At 35.3% G+C, this 21,652-nt stretch carries 20 protein-coding genes and 1 other annotated feature; of the genes, 16 read left to right on the forward strand and 4 right to left on the reverse strand.

Annotation, left to right across the window (positions count from 1 at the left end; translation table 11 throughout):
• Nucleotides 1–9 precede the first annotated feature (9 nt).
• The 6 genes from E7L28_RS01055 to E7L28_RS01080 all read left to right on the forward strand — a co-directional run bounded on the left by E7L28_RS01055 (nt 10) and on the right by E7L28_RS01080 (nt 7,121).
• The gene (locus E7L28_RS01055) at nt 10–618 is read left to right on the forward strand and encodes an O-methyltransferase (protein ID WP_004697053.1); all 609 of its coding nucleotides are present in this window, start codon (nt 10–12) and stop codon (nt 616–618) included.
• On the forward strand, nt 618–1,862 hold the full coding sequence (locus E7L28_RS01060) for a peptidase U32 family protein (protein WP_155086119.1): 1,245 nt from the start codon (nt 618–620) through the stop codon (nt 1,860–1,862). Before E7L28_RS01055 ends, E7L28_RS01060 begins: the two co-directional genes overlap by 1 nt.
• Nucleotides 1,863–1,865: 3 nt before the next feature.
• On the forward strand, nt 1,866–2,141 hold the full coding sequence (locus tag E7L28_RS01065; protein ID WP_195213129.1) for a DUF4911 domain-containing protein: 276 nt from the start codon (nt 1,866–1,868) through the stop codon (nt 2,139–2,141).
• A gap of 101 nt (nt 2,142–2,242) precedes the next feature.
• The gene (locus E7L28_RS01070) at nt 2,243–3,232 is read left to right on the forward strand and encodes a hypothetical protein (protein WP_120055385.1); all 990 of its coding nucleotides are present in this window, start codon (nt 2,243–2,245) and stop codon (nt 3,230–3,232) included.
• A 240-nt stretch (nt 3,233–3,472) separates the two neighbouring features.
• Nucleotides 3,473–3,705 (forward strand) — a binding site (T-box leader).
• Nucleotides 3,706–3,846: 141 nt separating this feature from the next.
• Entirely contained in the window at nt 3,847–5,757 is a 1,911-nt protein-coding gene (gene thrS, locus E7L28_RS01075) for a threonine--tRNA ligase (protein ID WP_316589129.1), read from the forward strand.
• A gap of 158 nt (nt 5,758–5,915) precedes the next feature.
• Complete coding sequence (locus tag E7L28_RS01080) at nt 5,916–7,121, forward strand: MFS transporter (RefSeq protein ID WP_156697621.1); 1,206 nt, start codon at nt 5,916–5,918, stop codon at nt 7,119–7,121.
• Nucleotides 7,122–7,285: 164 nt separating this feature from the next.
• Here the strand turns inward: E7L28_RS01080 and E7L28_RS01085 are convergent, their stop codons facing one another.
• A complete protein-coding gene (locus E7L28_RS01085) occupies nt 7,286–8,779 on the reverse strand; it encodes a DASS family sodium-coupled anion symporter (RefSeq protein WP_316711398.1) in 1,494 nt (497 codons plus the stop codon).
• Between the two features lie 449 nt (nt 8,780–9,228).
• On the opposite strand from E7L28_RS01085, the gene infC reads away from it, so the two are divergent.
• From infC to E7L28_RS01110, 5 genes are all read left to right on the forward strand, one after another.
• The gene (gene infC / locus E7L28_RS01090; RefSeq protein ID WP_038150063.1) at nt 9,229–9,747 is read left to right on the forward strand and encodes a translation initiation factor IF-3; all 519 of its coding nucleotides are present in this window, start codon (nt 9,229–9,231) and stop codon (nt 9,745–9,747) included.
• A gap of 20 nt (nt 9,748–9,767) precedes the next feature.
• Nucleotides 9,768–9,965, forward strand: a complete 198-nt coding sequence (gene rpmI, locus E7L28_RS01095) for a 50S ribosomal protein L35 (protein ID WP_004696338.1) — start codon at nt 9,768–9,770, stop codon at nt 9,963–9,965.
• Between the two features lie 46 nt (nt 9,966–10,011).
• The gene (rplT, locus tag E7L28_RS01100; protein WP_004696335.1) at nt 10,012–10,362 is read left to right on the forward strand and encodes a 50S ribosomal protein L20; all 351 of its coding nucleotides are present in this window, start codon (nt 10,012–10,014) and stop codon (nt 10,360–10,362) included.
• A 144-nt stretch (nt 10,363–10,506) separates the two neighbouring features.
• Nucleotides 10,507–11,061 (forward strand): hypothetical protein, encoded by a 555-nt coding sequence (locus E7L28_RS01105; RefSeq protein WP_316711400.1) that lies wholly within the window; start codon nt 10,507–10,509, stop codon nt 11,059–11,061.
• 267 nt (nt 11,062–11,328) lie between these two features.
• Nucleotides 11,329–11,970, forward strand: coding sequence for a PdaC/SigV domain-containing protein (locus tag E7L28_RS01110; RefSeq protein WP_004696331.1), 642 nt, complete (start codon nt 11,329–11,331; stop codon nt 11,968–11,970).
• Between the two features lie 125 nt (nt 11,971–12,095).
• Here E7L28_RS01110 and E7L28_RS01115 read toward each other — a convergent pair whose 3' ends face one another.
• Entirely contained in the window at nt 12,096–12,365 is a 270-nt protein-coding gene (locus E7L28_RS01115; protein WP_316711402.1) for a hypothetical protein, read from the reverse strand.
• 116 nt (nt 12,366–12,481) lie between these two features.
• Here E7L28_RS01115 and E7L28_RS01120 point away from each other — a divergent pair, with 116 nt between their 5' ends.
• The gene (locus E7L28_RS01120) at nt 12,482–13,813 is read left to right on the forward strand and encodes a hypothetical protein (protein ID WP_077708543.1); all 1,332 of its coding nucleotides are present in this window, start codon (nt 12,482–12,484) and stop codon (nt 13,811–13,813) included.
• A gap of 98 nt (nt 13,814–13,911) precedes the next feature.
• Here E7L28_RS01120 and E7L28_RS01125 read toward each other — a convergent pair whose 3' ends face one another.
• Both E7L28_RS01125 and E7L28_RS01130 read right to left on the reverse strand, forming a co-directional pair.
• Nucleotides 13,912–15,096: a DUF2075 domain-containing protein gene (locus E7L28_RS01125; protein WP_316711422.1), complete on the reverse strand. Its 1,185-nt coding sequence runs from the start codon at nt 15,094–15,096 to the stop codon at nt 13,912–13,914.
• Between the two features lie 5 nt (nt 15,097–15,101).
• Nucleotides 15,102–15,869: a hypothetical protein gene (locus tag E7L28_RS01130; protein WP_316711404.1), complete on the reverse strand. Its 768-nt coding sequence runs from the start codon at nt 15,867–15,869 to the stop codon at nt 15,102–15,104.
• A 260-nt stretch (nt 15,870–16,129) separates the two neighbouring features.
• On the opposite strand from E7L28_RS01130, the gene E7L28_RS01135 reads away from it, so the two are divergent.
• The 4 genes from E7L28_RS01135 to E7L28_RS01150 are packed head-to-tail and all read left to right on the forward strand — an operon-like array spanning nt 16,130 to nt 21,222.
• Nucleotides 16,130–17,185, forward strand: coding sequence for a DNA cytosine methyltransferase (locus E7L28_RS01135; protein ID WP_316711406.1), 1,056 nt, complete (start codon nt 16,130–16,132; stop codon nt 17,183–17,185).
• The gene (locus E7L28_RS01140) at nt 17,185–18,237 is read left to right on the forward strand and encodes a DNA cytosine methyltransferase (protein ID WP_077708540.1); all 1,053 of its coding nucleotides are present in this window, start codon (nt 17,185–17,187) and stop codon (nt 18,235–18,237) included. The genes E7L28_RS01135 and E7L28_RS01140 overlap by 1 nt, the downstream gene beginning before the upstream one ends.
• Before the next feature lie 8 nt (nt 18,238–18,245).
• On the forward strand, nt 18,246–19,820 hold the full coding sequence (locus E7L28_RS01145; RefSeq protein ID WP_077708539.1) for an McrB family protein: 1,575 nt from the start codon (nt 18,246–18,248) through the stop codon (nt 19,818–19,820).
• On the forward strand, nt 19,810–21,222 hold the full coding sequence (locus tag E7L28_RS01150; RefSeq protein ID WP_316711407.1) for an LlaJI family restriction endonuclease: 1,413 nt from the start codon (nt 19,810–19,812) through the stop codon (nt 21,220–21,222). Before E7L28_RS01145 ends, E7L28_RS01150 begins: the two co-directional genes overlap by 11 nt.
• Nucleotides 21,223–21,652: the final 430 nt, after the last annotated feature.

Genomic DNA, 21,652 nt, shown 5'->3' on the forward strand with positions numbered 1-21,652 from the left:
TCTACTTTCATGACATTAAATGATATTTTAAATGAACAGCGTATTTACGCGATGATTAATGATGTGCCGATTTTACGAGAGTCTGAGGTTCATCTATTTGAAGAGTTAATAGGTTTATACCGGCCCACCTCTGTGTTAGAGGTGGGCACCGCCATTGGTTACTCCGCTTTGTTGATGGCTCCGCTACTCGACGAGGAAGAGGGGCATATTACATCCATTGAACTGGATGATGTGCGTCACGAAATGGCGAAATACTATATTAACCAATCCGATTATGCCGATAATATTACATTGCTGAAAGGCGATGCATCTCAAGTCTTAACGGAACTCACAGGCGAATATGATCTAGTGTTTTTAGATGGTCCAAAGGGGCAATATTTAAAACAACTTGAACTTATTCTGCCACATGTGAAAGAAGGGGGCGTCATTCTTGCAGATAATGTACTCTTTAGAGGCTATGTAAGGGGCGATAAGGAACCACCAAAACGGTTCAAAACCATCGTAAAACGGTTACAAGAATACTTAACATATGTTGAAAATAAAGAATTGTTTAACACTACTATTTACCCAATGGGTGATGGTATGAGTGTGAGTGTGTGGAAAGGGCACAACAAATAATGGCAGAACATTTTATGGAATTGCTTTGTCCTGCAGGTAATATGGACAAGCTTAAAATGGCTATCCGCTATGGTGCGGATGCCGTATATTGTGCAGGCAAACGTTTTGGCTTGCGCGCAGGTAACTCTAATTTCTCCGATGAGGAATTAAAGGAAGCTGTAGAATTTGTACATGCACATGGTAAAAAGATTCATGTTACATGTAATATCATTCCTCATAACGAGGACTTCGAAGGTTTAGAGGAGTATTTGAAATTTCTTGAAAGCATCGGTGTTGATGCTATCATCGTTGCAGACATGGGGATTTTTAGCCTTGCTAAGCGCGTGGCTCCAGGTTTAGAGCTTCATGTAAGTACACAAGCTTCTACTACGAATTGGCATACAGTTCAGATGTGGAAAGAGCTTGGTGCCACACGTGTTGTAGCGGCTCGTGAAGTATCCTTAGCAGATCTTAAAGAAATGAAGGATCATGTAGATATTGAAATTGAGTCCTTCGTACATGGTTCTATGTGTATTTCTTACTCTGGTCGCTGCTTATTGTCTAACTATATGACAGGTAATCGCGATGCGAACCGTGGTCAATGTTCTCAATCTTGTCGATGGAAATATTCTCTTGTGGAATCTAATCGACCTGGTGAATATTACCCAATCGAAGAAGATGAACATGGCACGTATATCTTTAACTCTAAAGACTTGTGCTTAATTCACCGCATTCCAGATCTATATGAAGCTGGTATTGATAGCCTTAAAATCGAAGGTCGCATGAAATCCGTTCACTACTGTGCCACAGTGGCAAAAGTATATCGCACAGCGATTGATACATACCTTAAAGAAGGTAAAGATTGGTACGTTCGTCCAGAATGGATTGCAGAATTAGAAAAGATTTCCCATCGCCCTTATACAGACGGCTTTGCAGAAGGTCGCCCTGATGAAACGGCTCAAAACTATGGTAAATCTACGAATACTCAGAGCCATGATTTCATCGGTTTAGTTATGGGTTACAACGAAGAAGAAAAATACGTTGATCTTGAACAACGTAATAACTTCAAGGTAGGCGATAAGGTAGAATTCTGCCAGCCAAAAGGGGAACTCGTTGAAACGGTAATCGAAAAAATGACAGATGAAGATGGCAATCCTATCGATGTAGCACCGCATGCACAAATGAAAGTTCGCATTTATATGGATACACCTCTTGAACCTTACTCCATGATGCGCCGTGAGTGCAAATCTAAAGAAGATGAATAGTTTATGAGCAGTACAGCTTTAGAGCCGAGTAAATCAATCGGTGCATTTCCAGATGTACCCGACTTAACCACCTCTGGAGAAGAAGCGTATGTGTACTTTCACATTGATCCTAAGCATACGAATTTCATCAATCGCATCATTGAAGGCTATGAATATTTAGGTGTTATGACCTCGGTAGATACGAGTGGGCGGTGCATGTTGCGCTGTACACCATCTACAAGGCCCTTGGCGCTTGAAGTATTAAGTAGCTTATCCGACTATGTCACTATAGAAGGTTAAGTATAATTTTTATTGTAAATCGTATGAGGGAATTTTATGACTATACTAGATTTACAATTACATCAAATGTATACAAATTATAGAGAAATGAGAGTATATCTATGAAACAATCTATTTTGAAACGCGCATTATTAACAGCTTGCCTTGGAGTATCGATGGCAGGTGTAGCTATGGCGGGTCCTGTTGGTCCTGTAATCATTCCTCAAGCAGGAGATGTGGTTGTTATCAACCACGGTCCTGATATGACTTTCACAGGGAATATCAATTTTGATGTGGAAAGCCAAACTAACAACAATTTACAAATTGGCTCTACTGTGATTCCTAATGTAGTATATGGTGCGGCATTCAATAAATCTGGTGCACCAGATACCATCATCCCAGCTCAAACCTATGTATATGTAGGTACAAAGGATGGGGCGAATGCTTTCACAGAAGCTAGCGATGCAGACAAAAAAGGTGCAAGTTGGAATGTGGAAACATTGAAGAAAACTAAATCTGGCGATGTACAATTGGCGAGCCGTGGCGTTCCTGAAAAACCGTTGGCTAATCAAGTGGCGACCATTAAAGATTCCATTATGCTTAGCGCTGTAGACCTCAGTACGACAGAGGTGGGACGCAATAGCAAGGGCGTTTTATACATGACCGTTCCTAAGGAATTGAAATTGACTGCTGACACAGGTATTCCTGATGACGTACGCGAAACGATGCCAGCCATGTTCCGCGGCAAGATGGGTGATTCCCTCATGGTAAACCTCATGCCTCTAAATGAAGAAGAGAAGCAACAATTAGCGGCAAATCCTCATAATGCAAATGCAATCGTATTTAACCGTGGTATGAACATGGCAAAAATGATCGGTTCCTCTGCGCGTACAAGCAAGGTGTATACATACATGAAGGACCATTATTTGAACCTTGTTATCGTAGCGAAAGATTACGATGATAACGGGGCTCGCGGTAGTGGCGTTATGATGGTATCTAAACAAGATAACTCTAATGATGTACTCTTAACACTTTACAAAGGCCCAGACCTTTCCACTAGCAAATTGGAAAAAGTAATTGGTGCTATGCTGTCTACAAACTTCAAACGTTAATTTGCAAATAATGTATGTAAAATGGCTCGAGATTCTGATATGTTCCGCCTTCACTGGTTGTCTAGTAAAGGGGGCCATATCATTCTCGGGCCGTTTTCTTTTAAAAATAAATGTATATAGGTAAAAATAAAGGTGAAGTTTATAGTATATTGCTCTAACAACAATTACAATTTATAGTTCTTATTAAATTTCCAGTTAAACTGTATTGAAATTTTTAGTCCTCTATGATACTATAATCTAGTAAAAGTGATGCAAAGGACATGATTCTTTTATCCCTGTGTACCAGAGAGAGGCAGATGCTGGAAATGCCTTACACATATATTAGAGTTACCCCCTTTAAACTGATTTGTCGAACCTAAGTAGGCAAGTACGGCCGCCACCGTTATCGGGCTTAATGAAGTGAATTAACTATACACATATATTCGTATAGGTAGTTAACTAGGGTGGAACCGCGAATGATCTTCGTCCCTTGTTTGTAGGGATAGAGGGTCTTTTTTTATTACCCAATTTCTTCAAGATATTTACTCACTGTATATGTATTGTGTGGTAAGTAGGTCTATTGGGGACAGTGAAAAATCAAAGCTATCCTAGTTTATAAATTGGAGGAAAGAAAAATGGCAGATGTAAAAATCATTTTACCTGATGGTAGTGCAAAGGAATACGCTGCTGGCACTACTCTTGGGGAAGCAGTAAAACAACTATCTAACAGCTTGGCTAAAAAAGTACTAGCTGCAAACGTAAATGACGAATTAACAGACCTTCGCGAAGAACTTGTAGATGGTTCTGAAGTTGCGTTCTTAACATTCGAAGATGAAGGAGGCAAACATACTTTGCGCCATACAGCTTCTCATATCTTGGCACAAGCGGTTAAACGTTTATGGCCTGAAGCTAAATTGGCTATCGGTCCTGCTATCGATAAGGGTTTTTACTATGATATCGATATGGAACATACTTTGACTCCTGAAGATTTGGGTAAAATCGAAAAGGAAATGAGCCGTATTGTAAAAGAAAATTTACCGATTACTAAATCCGTTATGCCTCGTCAAGAAGCTATCGAATTCTTTAAAGCTAAAAATGAAGATTACAAGGTAGAATTGATTCAAGATCTTCCTGAAGATGCTGTAATCTCTTGCTACTCTCAAGGGGATTTCATCGATCTTTGTGCAGGACCTCACGTGGCATCTACTGGTAAGGTGAAAGCTTTCAAATTACAAAGCATTGCAGGTGCATACTGGCGTGGCGATGAAAAAAATAAAATGTTACAACGTATTTACGGTACAGCATTCGAGAAAAAAGAAGAACTGGATGCATACCTTCACATGCTTGAAGAGGCGGCTAAACGAGACCACCGTAAGCTTGGTAAAGAACTTGGCTTGTTTGTTATCAAAGAAGAAGGTCCTGGTTTCCCATTCTTCTTGCCAAAAGGCATGGCTCTTCGCAACGAATTAGAAAACTTCTGGCGCGAAGTTCACCATGAATTTGAATACGAAGAAATCCGTACACCAATCATCTTGAACAAACAATTGTGGGAAACATCTGGTCACTGGTTCCATTACCGTGAAAATATGTACACTACAATTATCGACGAAGAAGAATATGCAATTAAACCTATGAACTGCCCAGGCGGTATCTTGGTTTACCAAAACGAAATGCACTCTTACCGTGACTTCCCATTGCGTTACGCTGAACTTGGTCTAGTTCACCGTCATGAATTATCTGGTGCATTACACGGCTTGTTCCGGGTACGTGCTTTCACACAAGACGATGCTCACGTATTTATGTTGCCATCCCAAATGCAATCTGAGTTGATGAAAGTTATCGAATTATTCGACCGCATTTATAGCCAATTTGGCTTGAAATACCATGTGGAATTATCCACTAAACCTGACAATGCAATGGGTGATGATGCGATTTGGGAAGCAGCGACAGAAGCATTGCGTAATGCTATCGAAGCAAAAGGCATTCCATACGTAATTAATCCTGGTGATGGTGCATTCTACGGTCCTAAACTTGACTACCATATTGAAGACTCCTTGGGCCGTACATGGCAATGTGGTACTATCCAATTGGATATGAACTTGCCAGAACGTTTCCAAATTGAATATGTTGGCGAAGATGGTCAAAAACATCGCCCTATTATGATTCACCGTGCATGCTTCGGCTCCATGGAACGTTTTATCGGTATCTTAACTGAACATTATGCAGGTGCATTCCCAACATGGATGGCTCCTGTACAAGTTAAAATCTTGCCTATCTCTGAAAAACACGTTGAATATGCTAAGGACTTGGCAAAACAAATGCACCGTGACTATGTACGCGTAGAAGTAGACGACCGCAGCGAAAAAATCGGTTATAAAATCCGCCAAGCACAAATGGCAAAGGTTCCATACATGCTTGTTGTGGGTGATAAAGAGGTCGAAGAAGGCACAGTTAACGTTCGTAAACACGGTGGTGACGAATTGGGCTCCGTACCATTCGAAGAATTCTTCAATTCTATTAAAACTGAAATTAAAGAACGCAACTAATTATTTACTCTCCTAGTAATTATAATGTTATAAATCCCCCTCACATCTTGCACAATTTAAATTAGTCTGTATAATTTAATAGTGATGAGATTATAAGAGGGGGATTTTGTATTATATTCGCTTTAATTGTTACCTGTGAGTAGCGAAAGGAAATGACTATGAAAAAAGTAAATTCATACGGTTGGAAAGCTGTTATTGGTTCCTCTATTGGCTATGCCATGGATGGGTTTGATCTCTTGATTCTCGGCTTTATGTTGAGCTTAATTTCAGGGGACTTAGGTTTGACCACAGGTCAAGCAGGTTCCCTTGTGACGTGGACCTTGGTAGGTGCTGTAATTGGTGGTTTTATCTTTGGTACCTTGTCAGATAAGTTTGGTCGTGTTCGTGTGTTGACATGGACTATTGTATTATTTGCTGTATTCACTGGCCTATGTGCTTTTGCACAAGGGTATTGGGATCTTCTCATATATCGTACAATTGCCGGTATCGGCTTAGGCGGTGAATTTGGTATTGGTATGGCCTTAGCAGCTGAAGCCTGGCCTGCACAACACCGTGCAAAAGCGACGAGCTATGTTGCCATCGGCTGGCAGTTAGGCGTATTGGCCGCAGCACTGTTAACGCCCGTATTACTTCCTTATATTGGCTGGCGTGGTATGTTCATGGTTGGTATTATTCCTGCCTTTGTAGCCTGGTTCTTCCGTGCGAAATTACATGAACCAGAAATCTTTGTTCAAAGTAAAGAAATTAAAGAACACTCCCATACGAACTCATTCAAGTTATTAGTAAAAGATGTAAGAACTACAAAGACCTCTATAGGTGTTGCTATTTTAACATCTGTTCAAAACTTTGGTTATTACGGTATTATGATTTGGTTGCCTAACTTTTTGAGTAAGCAATTAGGGTTTTCCCTTACAAAATCGGGTTTGTGGACTGCCGTAACTGTATGTGGTATGATGGTCGGCATTTGGTTATTCGGACGATTGGCTGATAAAATTGGTCGTAAACCGACATTTATTTTGTTCCAAATATGTGCTGTGGCATCTATCTTGATTTACTCTCAACTATCTGATCCAACAGCTATGCTATTTGCCGGTGCTATATTAGGGGCCTCTGTAAATGGTATGATGGGTGGCTACGGTGCCTTAATGGCGGAAGCATACCCAACAAGTGCTCGTGCAACAGCTCAAAACGTATTATTTAACATCGGTCGTGCCGTAGGTGGCTTTAGCCCAATGGTAGTAGGTATGATTATCTCATTGTACTCTTATCAAGTGGCAATCGCTTTCCTCGCGATTATCTATGTAATCGATATTTTAGCAACTGTATTCTTAATTCCTGAACTAAAAGGTAAGGAATTAGAATAAATAAATATCTGTGAAAGCTTTACATTGAAAAGAACATAGACGTTTTATATTGAAAGGCATATAAAAATCAAGAGGCTCTGTCATAAGACAGAGCCTTTTATAGTATGTTTAATTTAAAATATTAGAATTATCTAGAATATTTGGTCTATTTAGAATATTTAGACTTAAGCAATTCCGATCCAGTGCCAGTATGTAAGTGCAAATACGAGCATCATTATATAACCGATGATGGTTAATGGAATACCTGTAGTCATAAATGTTTTTACGTCGAATGTATCTGTACCGTAAGCTACCATGCCTTGTGGAGAGTTTACTGGTAATACTAAACCGAAGCAGATTGCATATTGCATGAGCATTGTTACGCCAAGTGGATTAAGTCCTTCTGCGGAATGTCCCATAACTATAGAGATTACGATAGGAATCATGGCAGAGGAAAGGGCTGTAGCTGAAGCAAATCCAAGGTGGATTAAAATCAAGAAGGTAGCCATAATAGCAATCAAAAGGAATACGCTTGCCGTTTCAAGGGAAAAGGCATTTACAAATACTTGAGCGAGCCAGGTGGCCGCTTTCGTTTTAAGTAATACGGAACCAAGACCGATACCAGCACCAAACATAACAATCGATCCCCAGTCGATGTTTGGCTGTGCAAATTTCCAGTCCATAATGCCAATTTTAGGGATAAAGAATAAGGCAATTGCTATAATTGTAGTTGTTGTAGTATCGATGGTATGTAATTTACCTCCCGTTGCCCACAATGCTAATAAACCAATAGAGATGCATAATAGTTTCTTTTCATCAAAGGTCATTGGACCGATTTCTTTACGCATCTTAGCGAGTTGTACATCACCGCCAACGAGTTCTTTAAATTCAGGTTTAATTAAAGCTTGCGTTACAAAGTAGGTAATGATAGCCATAATAATGGAGAACGGTGCAGCTGCTGTAAGCCAATCAATCCAGCTTACAGATGTATTCATCTGTGTTTGCATAAACCCAACAGCTACGAGGTTTTGAGCGGCAGCTGTTTGAATCATAATATTCCAAAATGTATCTGCTTGTACGGCACCTACCATGAGTAGGGCTGCTACACGGCTTTTACGTTCAATACCTAAGTTTTCAACGATACCGATAATAATTGGAGCAAGACAAGCGATACGTGCCGTTGCACTCGGTACAAAAAAGGCAAGAATAAGACCTGTAATAATAACGCCTAAATAGATGCGGCTTACCTTTGTGCCTACACTAGATAACACGAGCATGGCAATACGACGATCTAGACCTGTTTTACGCATGGCTACGGAAATAAACATAGCGGCACCTACAAGAATCATTGCTGGGGAAGAATAACCTGAAATAATCAATTTTAAGGCATTAGCTGTGCCCATAGCTTTCATGGGCGCCTCTGGATTTGGAGAGAAGCCTAGTAACAAGGCTGTGAGTGCCGTAATCATGGTCGCACTTACCGGATAGGATACAGCCGATGTCATCCACAAGATGATAGCAAAGGCGAGGACACCAATCATGCGATGACCACCGGTAGATAATGTTTCTGGCGTTGGTAATAATAAAATGCTGCCTAAAACAATAAAGGCAAGAATAAGACCTATATTTTGAACTGTTGTACGCGCTTTTTGAGAAGGCAAACTAGTTGTTACACTCATAATAAAACCCCTTTCAATTTGTGTAATACCTATTACTATATAATATCTAGCTAGACAATACCTAGTTAGATGATACTCAGTTAGATAATACTCAGTTAGAATAATACCTAGTTAGGTAGAATATGTTATATATATTATTGTATCGTATTTTTCTATAGAATTAATAATTATATTATAGAAATATTGTATACATAAAGGGGGATAGGTGTCAGTAAGTATACCTATATACAGAACTTATAATCTCTGTTATACTGTAAGAGTTGTAATAATAAATTGCTGAGAGCAATCTAAGATTGTTGTTGACTTTCACTATCTAATTTGTTATTATAATTAAGTAATTTATGAAGCAGAGGCCATCCGCCACTCACCTAATACCAAGAAGTATGAGGTTAATATAGAGAATTCTATTCGGATGGTGTTTGCCGTCCGTTTTTTTTATTCTCTTGGAGGTGAACGCTATTAGCAAGGATACACCACGCATTAATGAAGAAATTCGTGCTCGTGAACTTCGTGTCGTAGGTCCTGAAAACGAACAAATCGGTATTATGTCTGGCCGTGAGGCTTTGGCATTGGCTGAAGAACAGCATCTTGATCTTGTGGAAATTGCACCTAACGCTAAACCACCAGTAGCTCGCATTATGAACTACGGTAAATATCGTTATGAACAACAAAAACGCGAGAAAGAAGCGAAAAAGAAACAAAAAATCGTAACTTTGAAAGAAGTCAAATTACGTCCACATATTGAAGACCATGACTTTTACGTAAAAATGAAAAACGCATCCAAATTCTTGGCTGAAGGTAACAAAGTAAAAGTAACCATTATGTTCCGCGGTCGTGAACTTTCACATCCAGAACTAGGCATGGCAGTGTTGACACGTTTTGCTGAAGAACTCAAAGAAACAGCGTCTATTGAAAAAGCAGCTAAATTAGAAGGTCGTAACATGACCATGATTTTAGTAAGTAAATAAGGTATTGGGAGGATTATATTATGCCAAAAATTAAAACTCGTCGCGCAGCGGCTAAACGTTTCGCAGTAACTGGTACTGGTGAATTCAAGCGTGCGAAAGCTTTCAAAAGCCACATTCTTGAGAAAAAATCTCCAGCTCGTAAACGTAATTTACGTAAAGCTACATTGGTTGCAAAAGCTGACCATAAACGCGTAGCTAAATGCTTACCATACGCTTAATCGTTAACTATTAGATCGATACATCGTAATTTAGGAGGAATATACAATGGCAAGAGTGAAAAAGGGCGTTACAGCTCATGCACGTCATAAAAAGATTTTAAAATTAGCTAAAGGTTACCGTGGTACACGTTCCCGTTTGTTCAAAAAAGCTAACGAAACAGTAATGAAAGCGTTATACTACGCTCGTCGTGACCGTCGTGCAAAAAAACGCGAATTCCGTCAATTGTGGATCGCTCGTATCAACGCAGCGGCTCGCATCAACGGTACAACTTACAGCCGTTTCATCGCTGGTTTAGCTAAAGCAGGCGTTGAAGTTAACCGTAAAATGTTGGCTGACTTGGCAGTTAACGATGCAGCAGCATTCGCTAAACTTGTTGAAGTAGCTAAAAACGCTTAATAGCATAACCATATATATATTGAGGACTCTCTTTGGAGGGTCCTTTTTTATGTGGTGAAAGTAATAGATTATCAATACTTTTATAATATGATATTCTATACATAGAATGTGTGTGATAAATATTGAAAGAGAGGATTCAAATTAATGAAAAAGTTATTTTCTATGTTATTGTTAGTATGTATAGTAATACCATTACAAATTCAAGCTATATCGCTGGAAGCTATTAAAAATGATAAGAATAATATTCCTATTCTTACAGGGGAAAATGCCATTACGTATTTTGTAGATAAGAGTTCCATTAAAAGAATAGAAGAGAACCAGTTTATTTATAAAGCACAGGCAGTTGTATATGAGGTTGAAAATAATAATAGTCGTAGAACTAACTCATATATTCACAAGGTTTTAGTTACTTATCGTTATGATATAAACCATTCTGTAGCCAGCGTATTACGTACTCCACAGTATGCACAAGACTATTCACTCCTCATATATGCTAAACAAGCTAGCTCTGGTATGAAATTAACGATAAATAGTGTGGAAGATTTTAATTATGAAGGTGTGGCTTTGGGAAATTTCGGTAATATTCAACAACAATACGTTGATGTAGCTTTGCGTGATCCTAAATATGTTGTAGGTAACTATATCTTTAAAGAAGCTTATGGTACAGCTTTTGAAAATATGACTCTTCATAAGAAATAAGATAAATGAGTTTATGGAAGTAGCTAAAAACGCTTAATAGCATAATAATACAGATTAAGGACTCTCTTTGGAGGGTCCTTTTTGTATGGTGAAAGTATGATATAGCTACATTTATATTTTAGTGTAAAATACTAAATCATTTTAGCTGTTTTATAAAGTGAAATAAACTATCAAAAAAGTAAAATATAAAAGAGGAGTTTTATTATAGCTTGTAGAACTAACATAGTAATAAACCTATTTAAGGTGCTTGTAAAAGGAGACATTATTATGGGAATCTTTAAAAAGCTATGTATGATCTCTATGTTAGGTGTTATGTTAACTGTACCAACGTATGCAACTGTTGTTACAGGCAGTCAATCAGATGTAAATTTAGATTTAAAGTATCCTTTAGTTTATACAGATCATGCTTATGCTCAAAGAGTTATTAATACAGATATTGCAAATTATGTACTCGAAGCAAAGGATATGTATTACAACCAACATATTTATCAAGTTTCTCAAAACTATAAGGTTACCTATGAGGATAGTCAAGTTGTTTCAATCCTACTAACTACCTATTATTACTACGCCGGAGCTGCTCATGGTATGTATAATACAAGAGGTCTTGTATATAATAAAGTAACAGGTCAACGCATTCCATTATATAACTATATAAAAATTGCGAATGAAGCACAATTGGATAACGGCTTACGATCCCATGTATTAAGTTATTATACAGGTAATCATACAAAGAGCTATATTCCAAGTGGATGGAGTGTAAAATATGTAACCGATAACTATTGCTTACGTGGTAAGGGGAACATTGATTTAGTTTACCAACCATATGAACTAGGACCGTACGCAGCTGGTAATACCTATATTGGTTTTACACCAAAAGCCATTGAATACTTTAACCGCATGAACTCCTAATACAAGTGTAGCTTTAAATTGTGTCTTATCAGTACATTGATGCATTAAATAGTATTCTTGTTATAAACTCTATAAAAGCCTATAGTACATATACTGTACTATAGGCTTTTAGTGTACTTATCATATTATCTTCTATATCCGCCACATCCTCTAGTATTAGAGTTTTGACTACAGTAACTTTGGCTAGTATTGTTACAAACTGTATTGTTATTATTACAGTTGTATTGAGCGTTTGTATTACAATTGTATTGAGTATCTGTATTACATTTATACTGAGCATTGGTATTGCAATTTGCTTGTGATCCATTGCATACATAATCATAAGCAAATCCTGTAGATACAGCCGCTGTCACGGCTAAAAGCGTCATGACAATCATACGTTTTGTAAACTTCATAGGTATCACCTCCTCATTTCTATACTTATATTGTACTACTAAATGTCAACTAAAATATGATATTCTATACATATATACTATTTGAGAGGCATTATGTGAAAGGATGAGAGTCTATTATGAAACGTATATTGATGGCTACACTATGTTTTAGCTGTGTTACGTTAGGAAGTCATGCGATTGATATTAATATACCAGGTGCGGATCCTACAATATCAAAGGATGCATATCAAAATTATCGCAAGACTGATTTAGATGTACACAAGATGGAACGTGAGGTTGAAGCAGAAATAAAAGATTATATGCCCAAAGCTGTGGTAGGTAATGGTGATATAGATTTAGATAAGGTAATTTATTCAAATCGTGAGTTAAACCATTCGTTAAATTTTTCTTCAACAGTATTTATTTTAAAGGAGGATGGAGCAAATATAAAATTTACTATGCCATATCCAAGTAGGTATGGTAATACTGAAAAAATTTCAGATGGCACCTCTGCTTTCAAACAGGCAATAATTATGAGTCCTAATGGAATTATGGCCTATGAATTACGACATCAACCAGCTGGAAATAATTGGGAAGATAGTAAGATTTCATATAACAAGTTGACTATTGATGATATGAAAGCTATTGCAGAGAAAACAGCTGGAGTGTATAAAGCGCCTAATCCTTCTTTATATGCTGATAAATTTATGTATCCTACTATAGAAAAAGCCACATGGGATGTAACATATGCTAAGGGGACTCCGATGGTAGGGAGTATCAATTTTACAATGAAGGATACACCTACAATTTCCTATCATATCGGTTACAATTTGACACCTAAAAAACAGTTGAATTCATTGGAGAAACAAGGTGTAGATAAGACTAAAGAAATTATAATGTCACCTTTGGTAAACTATGTTCTACCATCTATTGAACCCGCTAAGGATATCTTTTCTAAAAGTAAGACATTGAAAATTAATGATTTTACATTTTTAATACTAAAAACAAGTAAAATGGTACGGGTAGATAAAAGCGATTCGTATATGTACATACATAATAGCAATCATTATAAAGAAGGGATTATGGTGATGCCAATAGCAGATACTGATATGCAACATCTAGAGAATATATTCCCAAAAGTTGTACGAAGTATCATTATGTCTGACAAATATTCGATGCGACAACCAATTCAATTTGCTACTGTATGGAATGATGCTATGCCATCTGTATACTTGCAAATTAAGCGCCCTAATACAACTTTGTATATGTTAATATCTCATGACAAACAATTTGTATATACGCACTTTATTATGTCTAATAATAGTAATCTATTGGTAAAAGACTATCGTGATATTGTGCAATATGTAGATACTAATAACAATAAGGACTACTATCATACATTCCAAAGTGGACTGGGGGCTAAGATGCCAAAAGAAATGGTTACTTATGATATTAAGAATACTAAGTAGTCGTTATTTATGAGTTGAATAATAATTAAAAATGAGCCTGTAGCACTATATTATTATAGTGCCACAGGCTCATTTTACTATATCAAGTCTTTAAGACTCTATTTTGTTGTATTAGAACTCGTTTTATCGGCGGCCATTGGTTGTGTCGCTAGAACAACTTGAGATTCATCGTAAGTATAGCTTAACTGATGATTATAGGCTAATTTAAAGTAATTGGCTAAGTCTTTATTTGTACAGTAGATGTAGCAACCTTTTTGGCCACGTGTCATTAATGTACGGTATGTATTTTTTACAATTTCATTTGCAATACGATGTCCTTCTTCAGGGTTTTCTTTTAAAAGTTTTTTGATACCTTTGATAGACTGATCTGTTTTAGCACGTTTATTAATATCTACGATGAGTTTGTCATTTTCATAACGTAGATCATCACCGATAATAACACCTACGTATTCAAATTCAAGGCCTTGAGTGGTATGAATACAGCCTGCTTCATTAATAGAATCTGGATCTATTGCATATGTGGTAGAATTTTCTAAGTTCCAGCTGATTCCAAAATTATGTTCCAGTATTTGGATATCTTTTACAAGAGAAGTTGTTCGACCTTCCTTAGGCCAATCCCAACAATAGCCTGCTAAAACTCGAGACTTATTGTTTATCTCATTTTTTGCTTTTATAGCAGCATACATAGCATTAGGATCATCAAAAATCCTAAAGTCATAATCACCTTCAAAACCATCATAGTTTGCTGTTTCTGCAATTTGAAGAACGTTGTCTAACCAAGCTAAATAGCCGTCAGAGCCATTACAACGGAACTGGGATTCTAGTGCGCCCTCATAAACAAGAGCCTTTTGCTCAGTACTAAACTTTAATATTTTATCGATAGTACCTGCATCTTTAAAAGTAACACGTTGATTTCGATCAATAAAGAAGACACTAAAGAGGGAGGCATTAATAATTTCTTTGATTTGGTCTTCCCCTTCATTTTGGTACATTCCAGATTTTTCACGTAATCTATGTGCTTCATCAACAATTGCAATTTGAAGTGCATTTTTAGAACGTGTATGGAATGTGCCACTACCTTGGAATAATGCTTTAATCTCTGTTTTCTTGAATCCTTTTTGTAACATGGTACTATATACATTTCGTGGTGCTGCATTAGATGTAATATACTGCGCTATATAGCCGTTATGGATACATTCAGCTAATAAGTTTATTGCTACAACACTTTTACCAGTGCCGGGCCCGCCACGAACTATATATACCGTTTTTTGATTATTCTTAATAGCATCTAGGGCAGCTTTTTTATACGTTCGAACTCAACCTTTTGGTCATCAATAAGAACAAATTCTTTATTGCCCTTCAACATACTTAGAATCGAATCCTGAAGTGCTTTAGATGGTCTGAGCCTACCATGCTCGATAGACTCTATGATATTTGTTGTGTCAGGTTTTGGAATATAGGTCTTGATAAAGTTACGTAAGTTATTCATTTGGCCTAATGTAAACATAGGGGATATGTCTAATATAGCGCTATAGATTGAATCTCGTAATTCAGTTGAGATGCTTTCATCAAAGTTATGTAAAAATGCACATGGATGTAATTCAATAGGTCTCGTCTGTACATCTTCATTGAAGTTTTCAATGAGGCTACAGTAGGACCAGGCTTGGTAGGATGGGTGCGTAACTTCATGGAGTCCTCCACGGAGATAGGTAGATACAATATTATCCTTATCTGCTACTTTGAAAGCTTCGCCCCATTGTTTTAATTCAACGATAATAACATGTTCTTTATTATGTTGATCAAGACCGGTAATTATAAAATCGACACGCTTTTGGGTGTTTGGAACAATATATTCAATGGCAACACCGGCCAAGTCTGGTATTGCTATATCACGCATGACATTAGCCATATAAGATAATGAAGTTTGCCATGAATGAATTTCAGATTCGCCTACACGACGATATTTTTCTGTTAACGTTTGATGTAGCTTTTTTACCAAGACACCTTGTTCGAAATCTTGGATGAAGGATTGTTTTGTGGAAGAGTAGATAATCATAGTGTTAATATTTTCTAGTTTTACTTACTTAAAATTAAAAGTATGAATTTTTTATTGAACATAATATAATTATAAGTTGTATTATATTACTAATATAATACAATTAGAAGGTAAAATGATATATAGATAAATTAAAGTTAATTTTGTATAATAGAATATATGTTCCCTTTGGAGTATACATTAAATATCTATTTTGCTATATAACTATTATTTAATACTATATTTTTGTATATAGTTTTTTAGTATCTTATGGAGTTTATATGAATAAAATAGTAGCCATTAGTTTATTTTCTGGTGCTGGTGGATTAGATATAGCTAGTCATATGGCAGATGTACCAGTTATTTTTAGTACTGATATAGAAAAAGATTGCATTGAGACACTTCAGTCTAATAAAAAGTATTTCAAGAATACTACTATTATTCAAGGTGATTTGAGTAAAATTTCGAGTAATATTATTAGAGATAAAATAATGCAATATGAGTTTGATAAATTCATAGTGATAGGCGGAGCACCTTGTCAACCATTTTCTAAAGCAGGATATTGGGTTGGACATGAAACTAGAAAAGGCATTAATGATCCTAGAGCCTTTTTAGTTGATGAATATTTACGTGTAGTTCTTGAATTATCTCCTGATGGTTTTGTTTTTGAAAATGTTGAAAGCTTACTCCACCCAACTAATAAAGTTATTGTTGATTCTTTTATTAAATTGATTCAAGAGGCAGGATATAATTATAAAATTATAAGGGCAAACGCTTTAGATTATGGAGTTCCACAAAAACGAAAACGGTTATTTATAGTTGGTATAAAAGGAGATTTTATATCTGAAGCACCAAGGAAAACACATGGAAATCCGGATTCTTTACAAGAGGGGTTATTACCATATGTATCTGTTGGTAATGTATTGGCACCATATTCTGGAGATGAATATTTCGAACCTTATGAGGTAACAAAAGGAGGAACATATTATGATGATCTATGTGAAGTTCCTCCTGGGCAGAATTATAAGGCTTTAACAGCGTGGGCAGGTTATCCTAATCCTAAATTTATAGCGGATAAAAGATTTTGGAGTTTTCTATTAAAGTTATCACCAGATAAGCCATCTTGGACTATAACTGCGCAACCAGGCCCATGGGTGGGGCCTTTTCATTGGGAGAATCGACGTTTACGTGTTCCAGAAATAGCTGCATTGCAAACATTTCCTGAGGATTATATATTTAAAGGAAGTAGACGAAGTGTACAAAAACAAATTGGCAATGCAGTACCTTGTTTAATGGGGGCAGCAATGATTGAGTATGTAAAGGAGAGTTTAATGTAATGCCTAATGTCGTAAGTATATTTTCTGGGGGTGGAGGAATCGATATAGGTTTTAAATCTGTAGGATTTAATATTTTGATGTCTACGGATTATTGGCCTCCAGCATGTGAAACATTAAAAAATAATCATTTATCTTCTTTGGTAGTTTGTGATGATATTAGAAAAATAAATTATACAGAACTTTTATCATCAATAAATTATACTGTTGATGATATTGATGTTTTAGTTGGTGGACCACCTTGTCCGGCTTATTCAAAGTCAAGATTTTATCGTACTGAAAAAAAACGTGCATTAGAAGATGAGAATGCATTTACTTTGTATGAGTATTTTAGAGCTTTAGAAATTTTAAAGCCTAAGGTGTTTTTCTTTGAAAATGTATTTGGTTTTGTATATAAACCGCATAAAGCTGCGTTTGATTTGCTAATTAGTGAATCAACAAAATTGGGCTATAAGTTAACTTATAAAGTAGTGAATACTGCAGATTATGGGGTACCTCAAATGAGAGAACGCTTTATATGTGTTGGCGTTAGAGAGGACTTTGGTGAAAGATTTTTATTTCCAGAACCGACACATTATAATCCAGATAAAGAAGTTGAATTATTTGAAAGAAAACCTTGGGTCACATGTGGAGAAGCAATAGGTGATTTGGATTATGATTTACCTATTGATAGTGAAATGCAGGCTGGATCAAAACATAAAGAATTATTGAAATTGGTACCTCCTGGTGATAATTATTTATATTTTACTGAAAAGCGAGGTTATCCAAATCCGATATTTAAATGGCGATCTAGATATTGGTCTTTTTTGCTAAAGTTATCACCTAAAAAACCATCTTGGACTATCCAAGCTAGTTTTTCTAATAATATGGGGCCGTTTCATTGGAAAAATAGATTTTTACGAATAAATGAGATTAAACGACTTCAAACGTTTCCAGATGAATATGAGTTTAGTGGGGATTTTCGTGAACAATGGAGACAAATTGGAAATGCTGTACCAGTTAAAATGGTAGAAGTAGTTGCAAATGCAATAATGAATCAGTATTTTAAAAAATGAGGTAAAATATGTCTGAATACCAGTGGGCTACTAATTGCGGAGAAATTATTTCAGGAGAATATAATTATTCGTTAACTAATATAGATGTTAAAAATCTTTTAGAAGAAGTGTTAATGGTTAATGGTAACACAATAAATAGTATTGAAGCGGTAGAAGATTATCCTGAGATTTATAAAATTAATGTATCAAATTTCCGTAAAAATTATACATTCTATGTATGTATAAAAAATTGTACACCGGGAGGTAGAAATAGCTTAAAGAATGAACAAAGAATACAGCAATATTCTAAATATATTAATTATGCATACCATCTTTTAACAAATGGAGCGTGTGTATTACATTTAGGTATCTATAATTATAATGATAACCTTGTTATTTGTGCTTGGAAATTAAAATATTCAGATGCTAATGGTACTATTTCTAAACAAATTAAAATTGAAACAATTGCCGATGCAATTACGTCTGGATTTGCAAGACAAAGAAAAGGTAATGAATATGTCTATGCATTTACTAAGGAACTTTTTTATTTTTATTTAGATAATTATAAAAACTTACATGAATATTCTTTTTTTAGTACACCTACTATAGTTGAGCCGTTAAATATTCCTCATCAGCGGATTTTTTTTGGTGCTCCTGGAACTGGCAAAAGTTATAAGTTAAATCAAGAGTCAAAACAGTATTTTGGAGAGAATTTTATGCGTGTTACTTTCCATCCTAACTATATGTATGGTAATTTTGTGGGGCAGTATAAACCATATCCTACAGGAGATAATTCTGAAAAAATTACTTATAAATTTGTCCCTGGTATATTGATTAATCAACTAGTTGAGGCATTGAAGAATCCAGATAAAAACTACTTAGTTATTATTGAGGAAATCAACCGAGCAAATGTTGCAGCTGTATTTGGTGACTTATTTCAATTATTAGACCGGAATAGTAATGGTGAGAGTGAATATAGTATTGCTGTTACAAAAGAGTTACAAGACTACTTTAAAAATGAAGCCTTTATAGATGAATTATTAAATGAAAATATTCAGGAGAAATTAGGAGAAAATTTTTCTACTCTTTATTTACCTAATAATTTATATATTTGGGCTACAATGAATAGTGCTGATCAAGGTGTTATGCCTATGGATACTGCTTTTAAGAGACGTTGGGAATTTACCTATTTAGGTGTAAATGATGCTGTTGATAACAATTCTGATGAGTTTGAATCCTATATATTTAAATGTGGTGATGAAGAATATAAATGGAATGATTATCGTGAACAGATTAATGAGAGACTTTCTAAGTTAAATATTCCAGAGGATAAATTACTTGGTCCATATTTCGTATCTAAAAATGTATTGAACGATAATGACAAATTATATATTTCAAAAGTATTAAAAGATAAAGTACTAATGTATTTATATGAGGATGCAGCACGTGCCTTTAGAGGTAAATTGTTTAAAGAGGGGATTTATGGAACCTATTCACAATTGTGTATGGCTTTTGATGATAACCCGCTTACTATATTTAGAGAAGAAATAGATATTAATCCTATTAGTACTAACAATAATCAGGATTCGACAGATGAAAATTAAATTAGTTCAAGAATGGAAAGCTTATACTCGCGACGAATTGGCAGATTTACTAAATCTAGAAGGTAAAAAATTAAGTTATGTAGCTCGTGAACTTAGGAGATTAAATATATTAAAATGTACTTCAATATCAAAAGTTAAAGACCTATCAATACTTATGGATGAATCATCTCTAATTTCTTTATGTAAAAATAATAAGGATATTTATTACTTTCAATATGTAGGGATATTAAAATTAGGAGATAGCTACTTATTTGTTTATCCAAAGTATCTTAATGAAAGTACCTATATTAATGATAGTCAATTGGGATACCCACTCATTAAATTAATCTTACAAGTAATAGAAAAATATAATTATAAGGAGCAGAAACAAGTTAGTGATGATAGTGAAAAATCAGATTTTATTAATATGTTATCTATTGCTATTCAACTATTAAAGGATTATATGCAAAACGGATTATATAAATCTGAGCAGAGTATTATTGAAGTTAATGGTGATGGGCAAATACTGTGGAATCAGACTGTTTCTATGAGTGATGCTTATATTATCGAAGATACACCAATTTATTTTGATTGGTTTACACTAAATCAAGAGAATAATATTAATAACTTCTTTTATCGTTTGCATCGAATTGTATTAACTTTAATTTGTATGGAGTTTCAAGAGATATTTTCTATATTAAATATGACCTCTGTATTTTTTACTGAAGAAAGTCTTAGTACATTAGGTGATCTTGATTATATTATTAATCGTATAAATCAAGAGATATCTGTTCAATTTCGCTCTGATAGACAAAATATACTAAAACTTTTAAAAGACTATTTATTAGAGAGTAAATCGAATAATCTTTCTGATGAAATATCCTTTATTGGGACTAATAGTTTTAATCTAGTATGGCAAGATGTCTGTGCAGTTATTAAGAATAATAGCTTAGATAAAAAGCTGTCTGAATTAGGATATACCTATAAACATATGGTAGAAAAACGGACATACTTAAAGAATATTATAGATAAACCTAAATGGAGGCAAAAGGGGTCAGATCAGTATGATACTACTAATACTTTAATGCCAGATATTGTTACTTTTGAAAATGATAATTTAGTTATTTATGATGCTAAGTATTATAATACATCCTTTGATGAAAATGGGAATATAAGTAATGTACCTGGCATTGAGTCGTTGACAAAACAGATTCTATATGAATTAGCCTATCGTGATTTTGCTACTGAGAATCATCTGATAATTACTAAAAATAGCTTCTTAATGCCTACTGAGGGGGATGAAGATTATATATTGGGAACAGGATCTTTAGGGTTACTTAAAAATCATACTAATGGTGATATCAATGATATTACCATTGAAATGATTGCAGCAGAAAGAGCTTTTCATCAATATTTGAAGTGATATTCTGATGTTAAATTAATAAGGTATGAAGAAATTGGAATTGGAAGTCTTATGAATGACTACTAATGTAGTCATTCATAACCTTTGCAACCTGTCTATTAGGTGTAAAAAGAACAGAGAAGGAAACCATTAGATTTCTCTCCTTGGTTTAATATGATATAATTTATATCAAAGTGAGGCATAAATGGTTTGGTCGCCAGACTTCGCTTCTAGATTTATTGAATTGAAGAAACGGTCTGACTTCTATGTCGGGCCTTTTTTCATATAATCTCTCATTGTCAATTTCTAGAAGATTAGTAACGGTTGGGTCATTTAGCGGGATTAAGCTCAATATAGTGTTAGTAATAATAAAAGTAAAAATATGAAAGGTTCCTAATTGTCATTAATTTGTCTATTAGGACCTTTTCTATTTTCAGTACTAAATATTTAT

The organism is Veillonella parvula, assembly GCF_032575955.1.
Classification (GTDB): Bacteria; Bacillota; Negativicutes; order Veillonellales; family Veillonellaceae; genus Veillonella; species Veillonella parvula_J.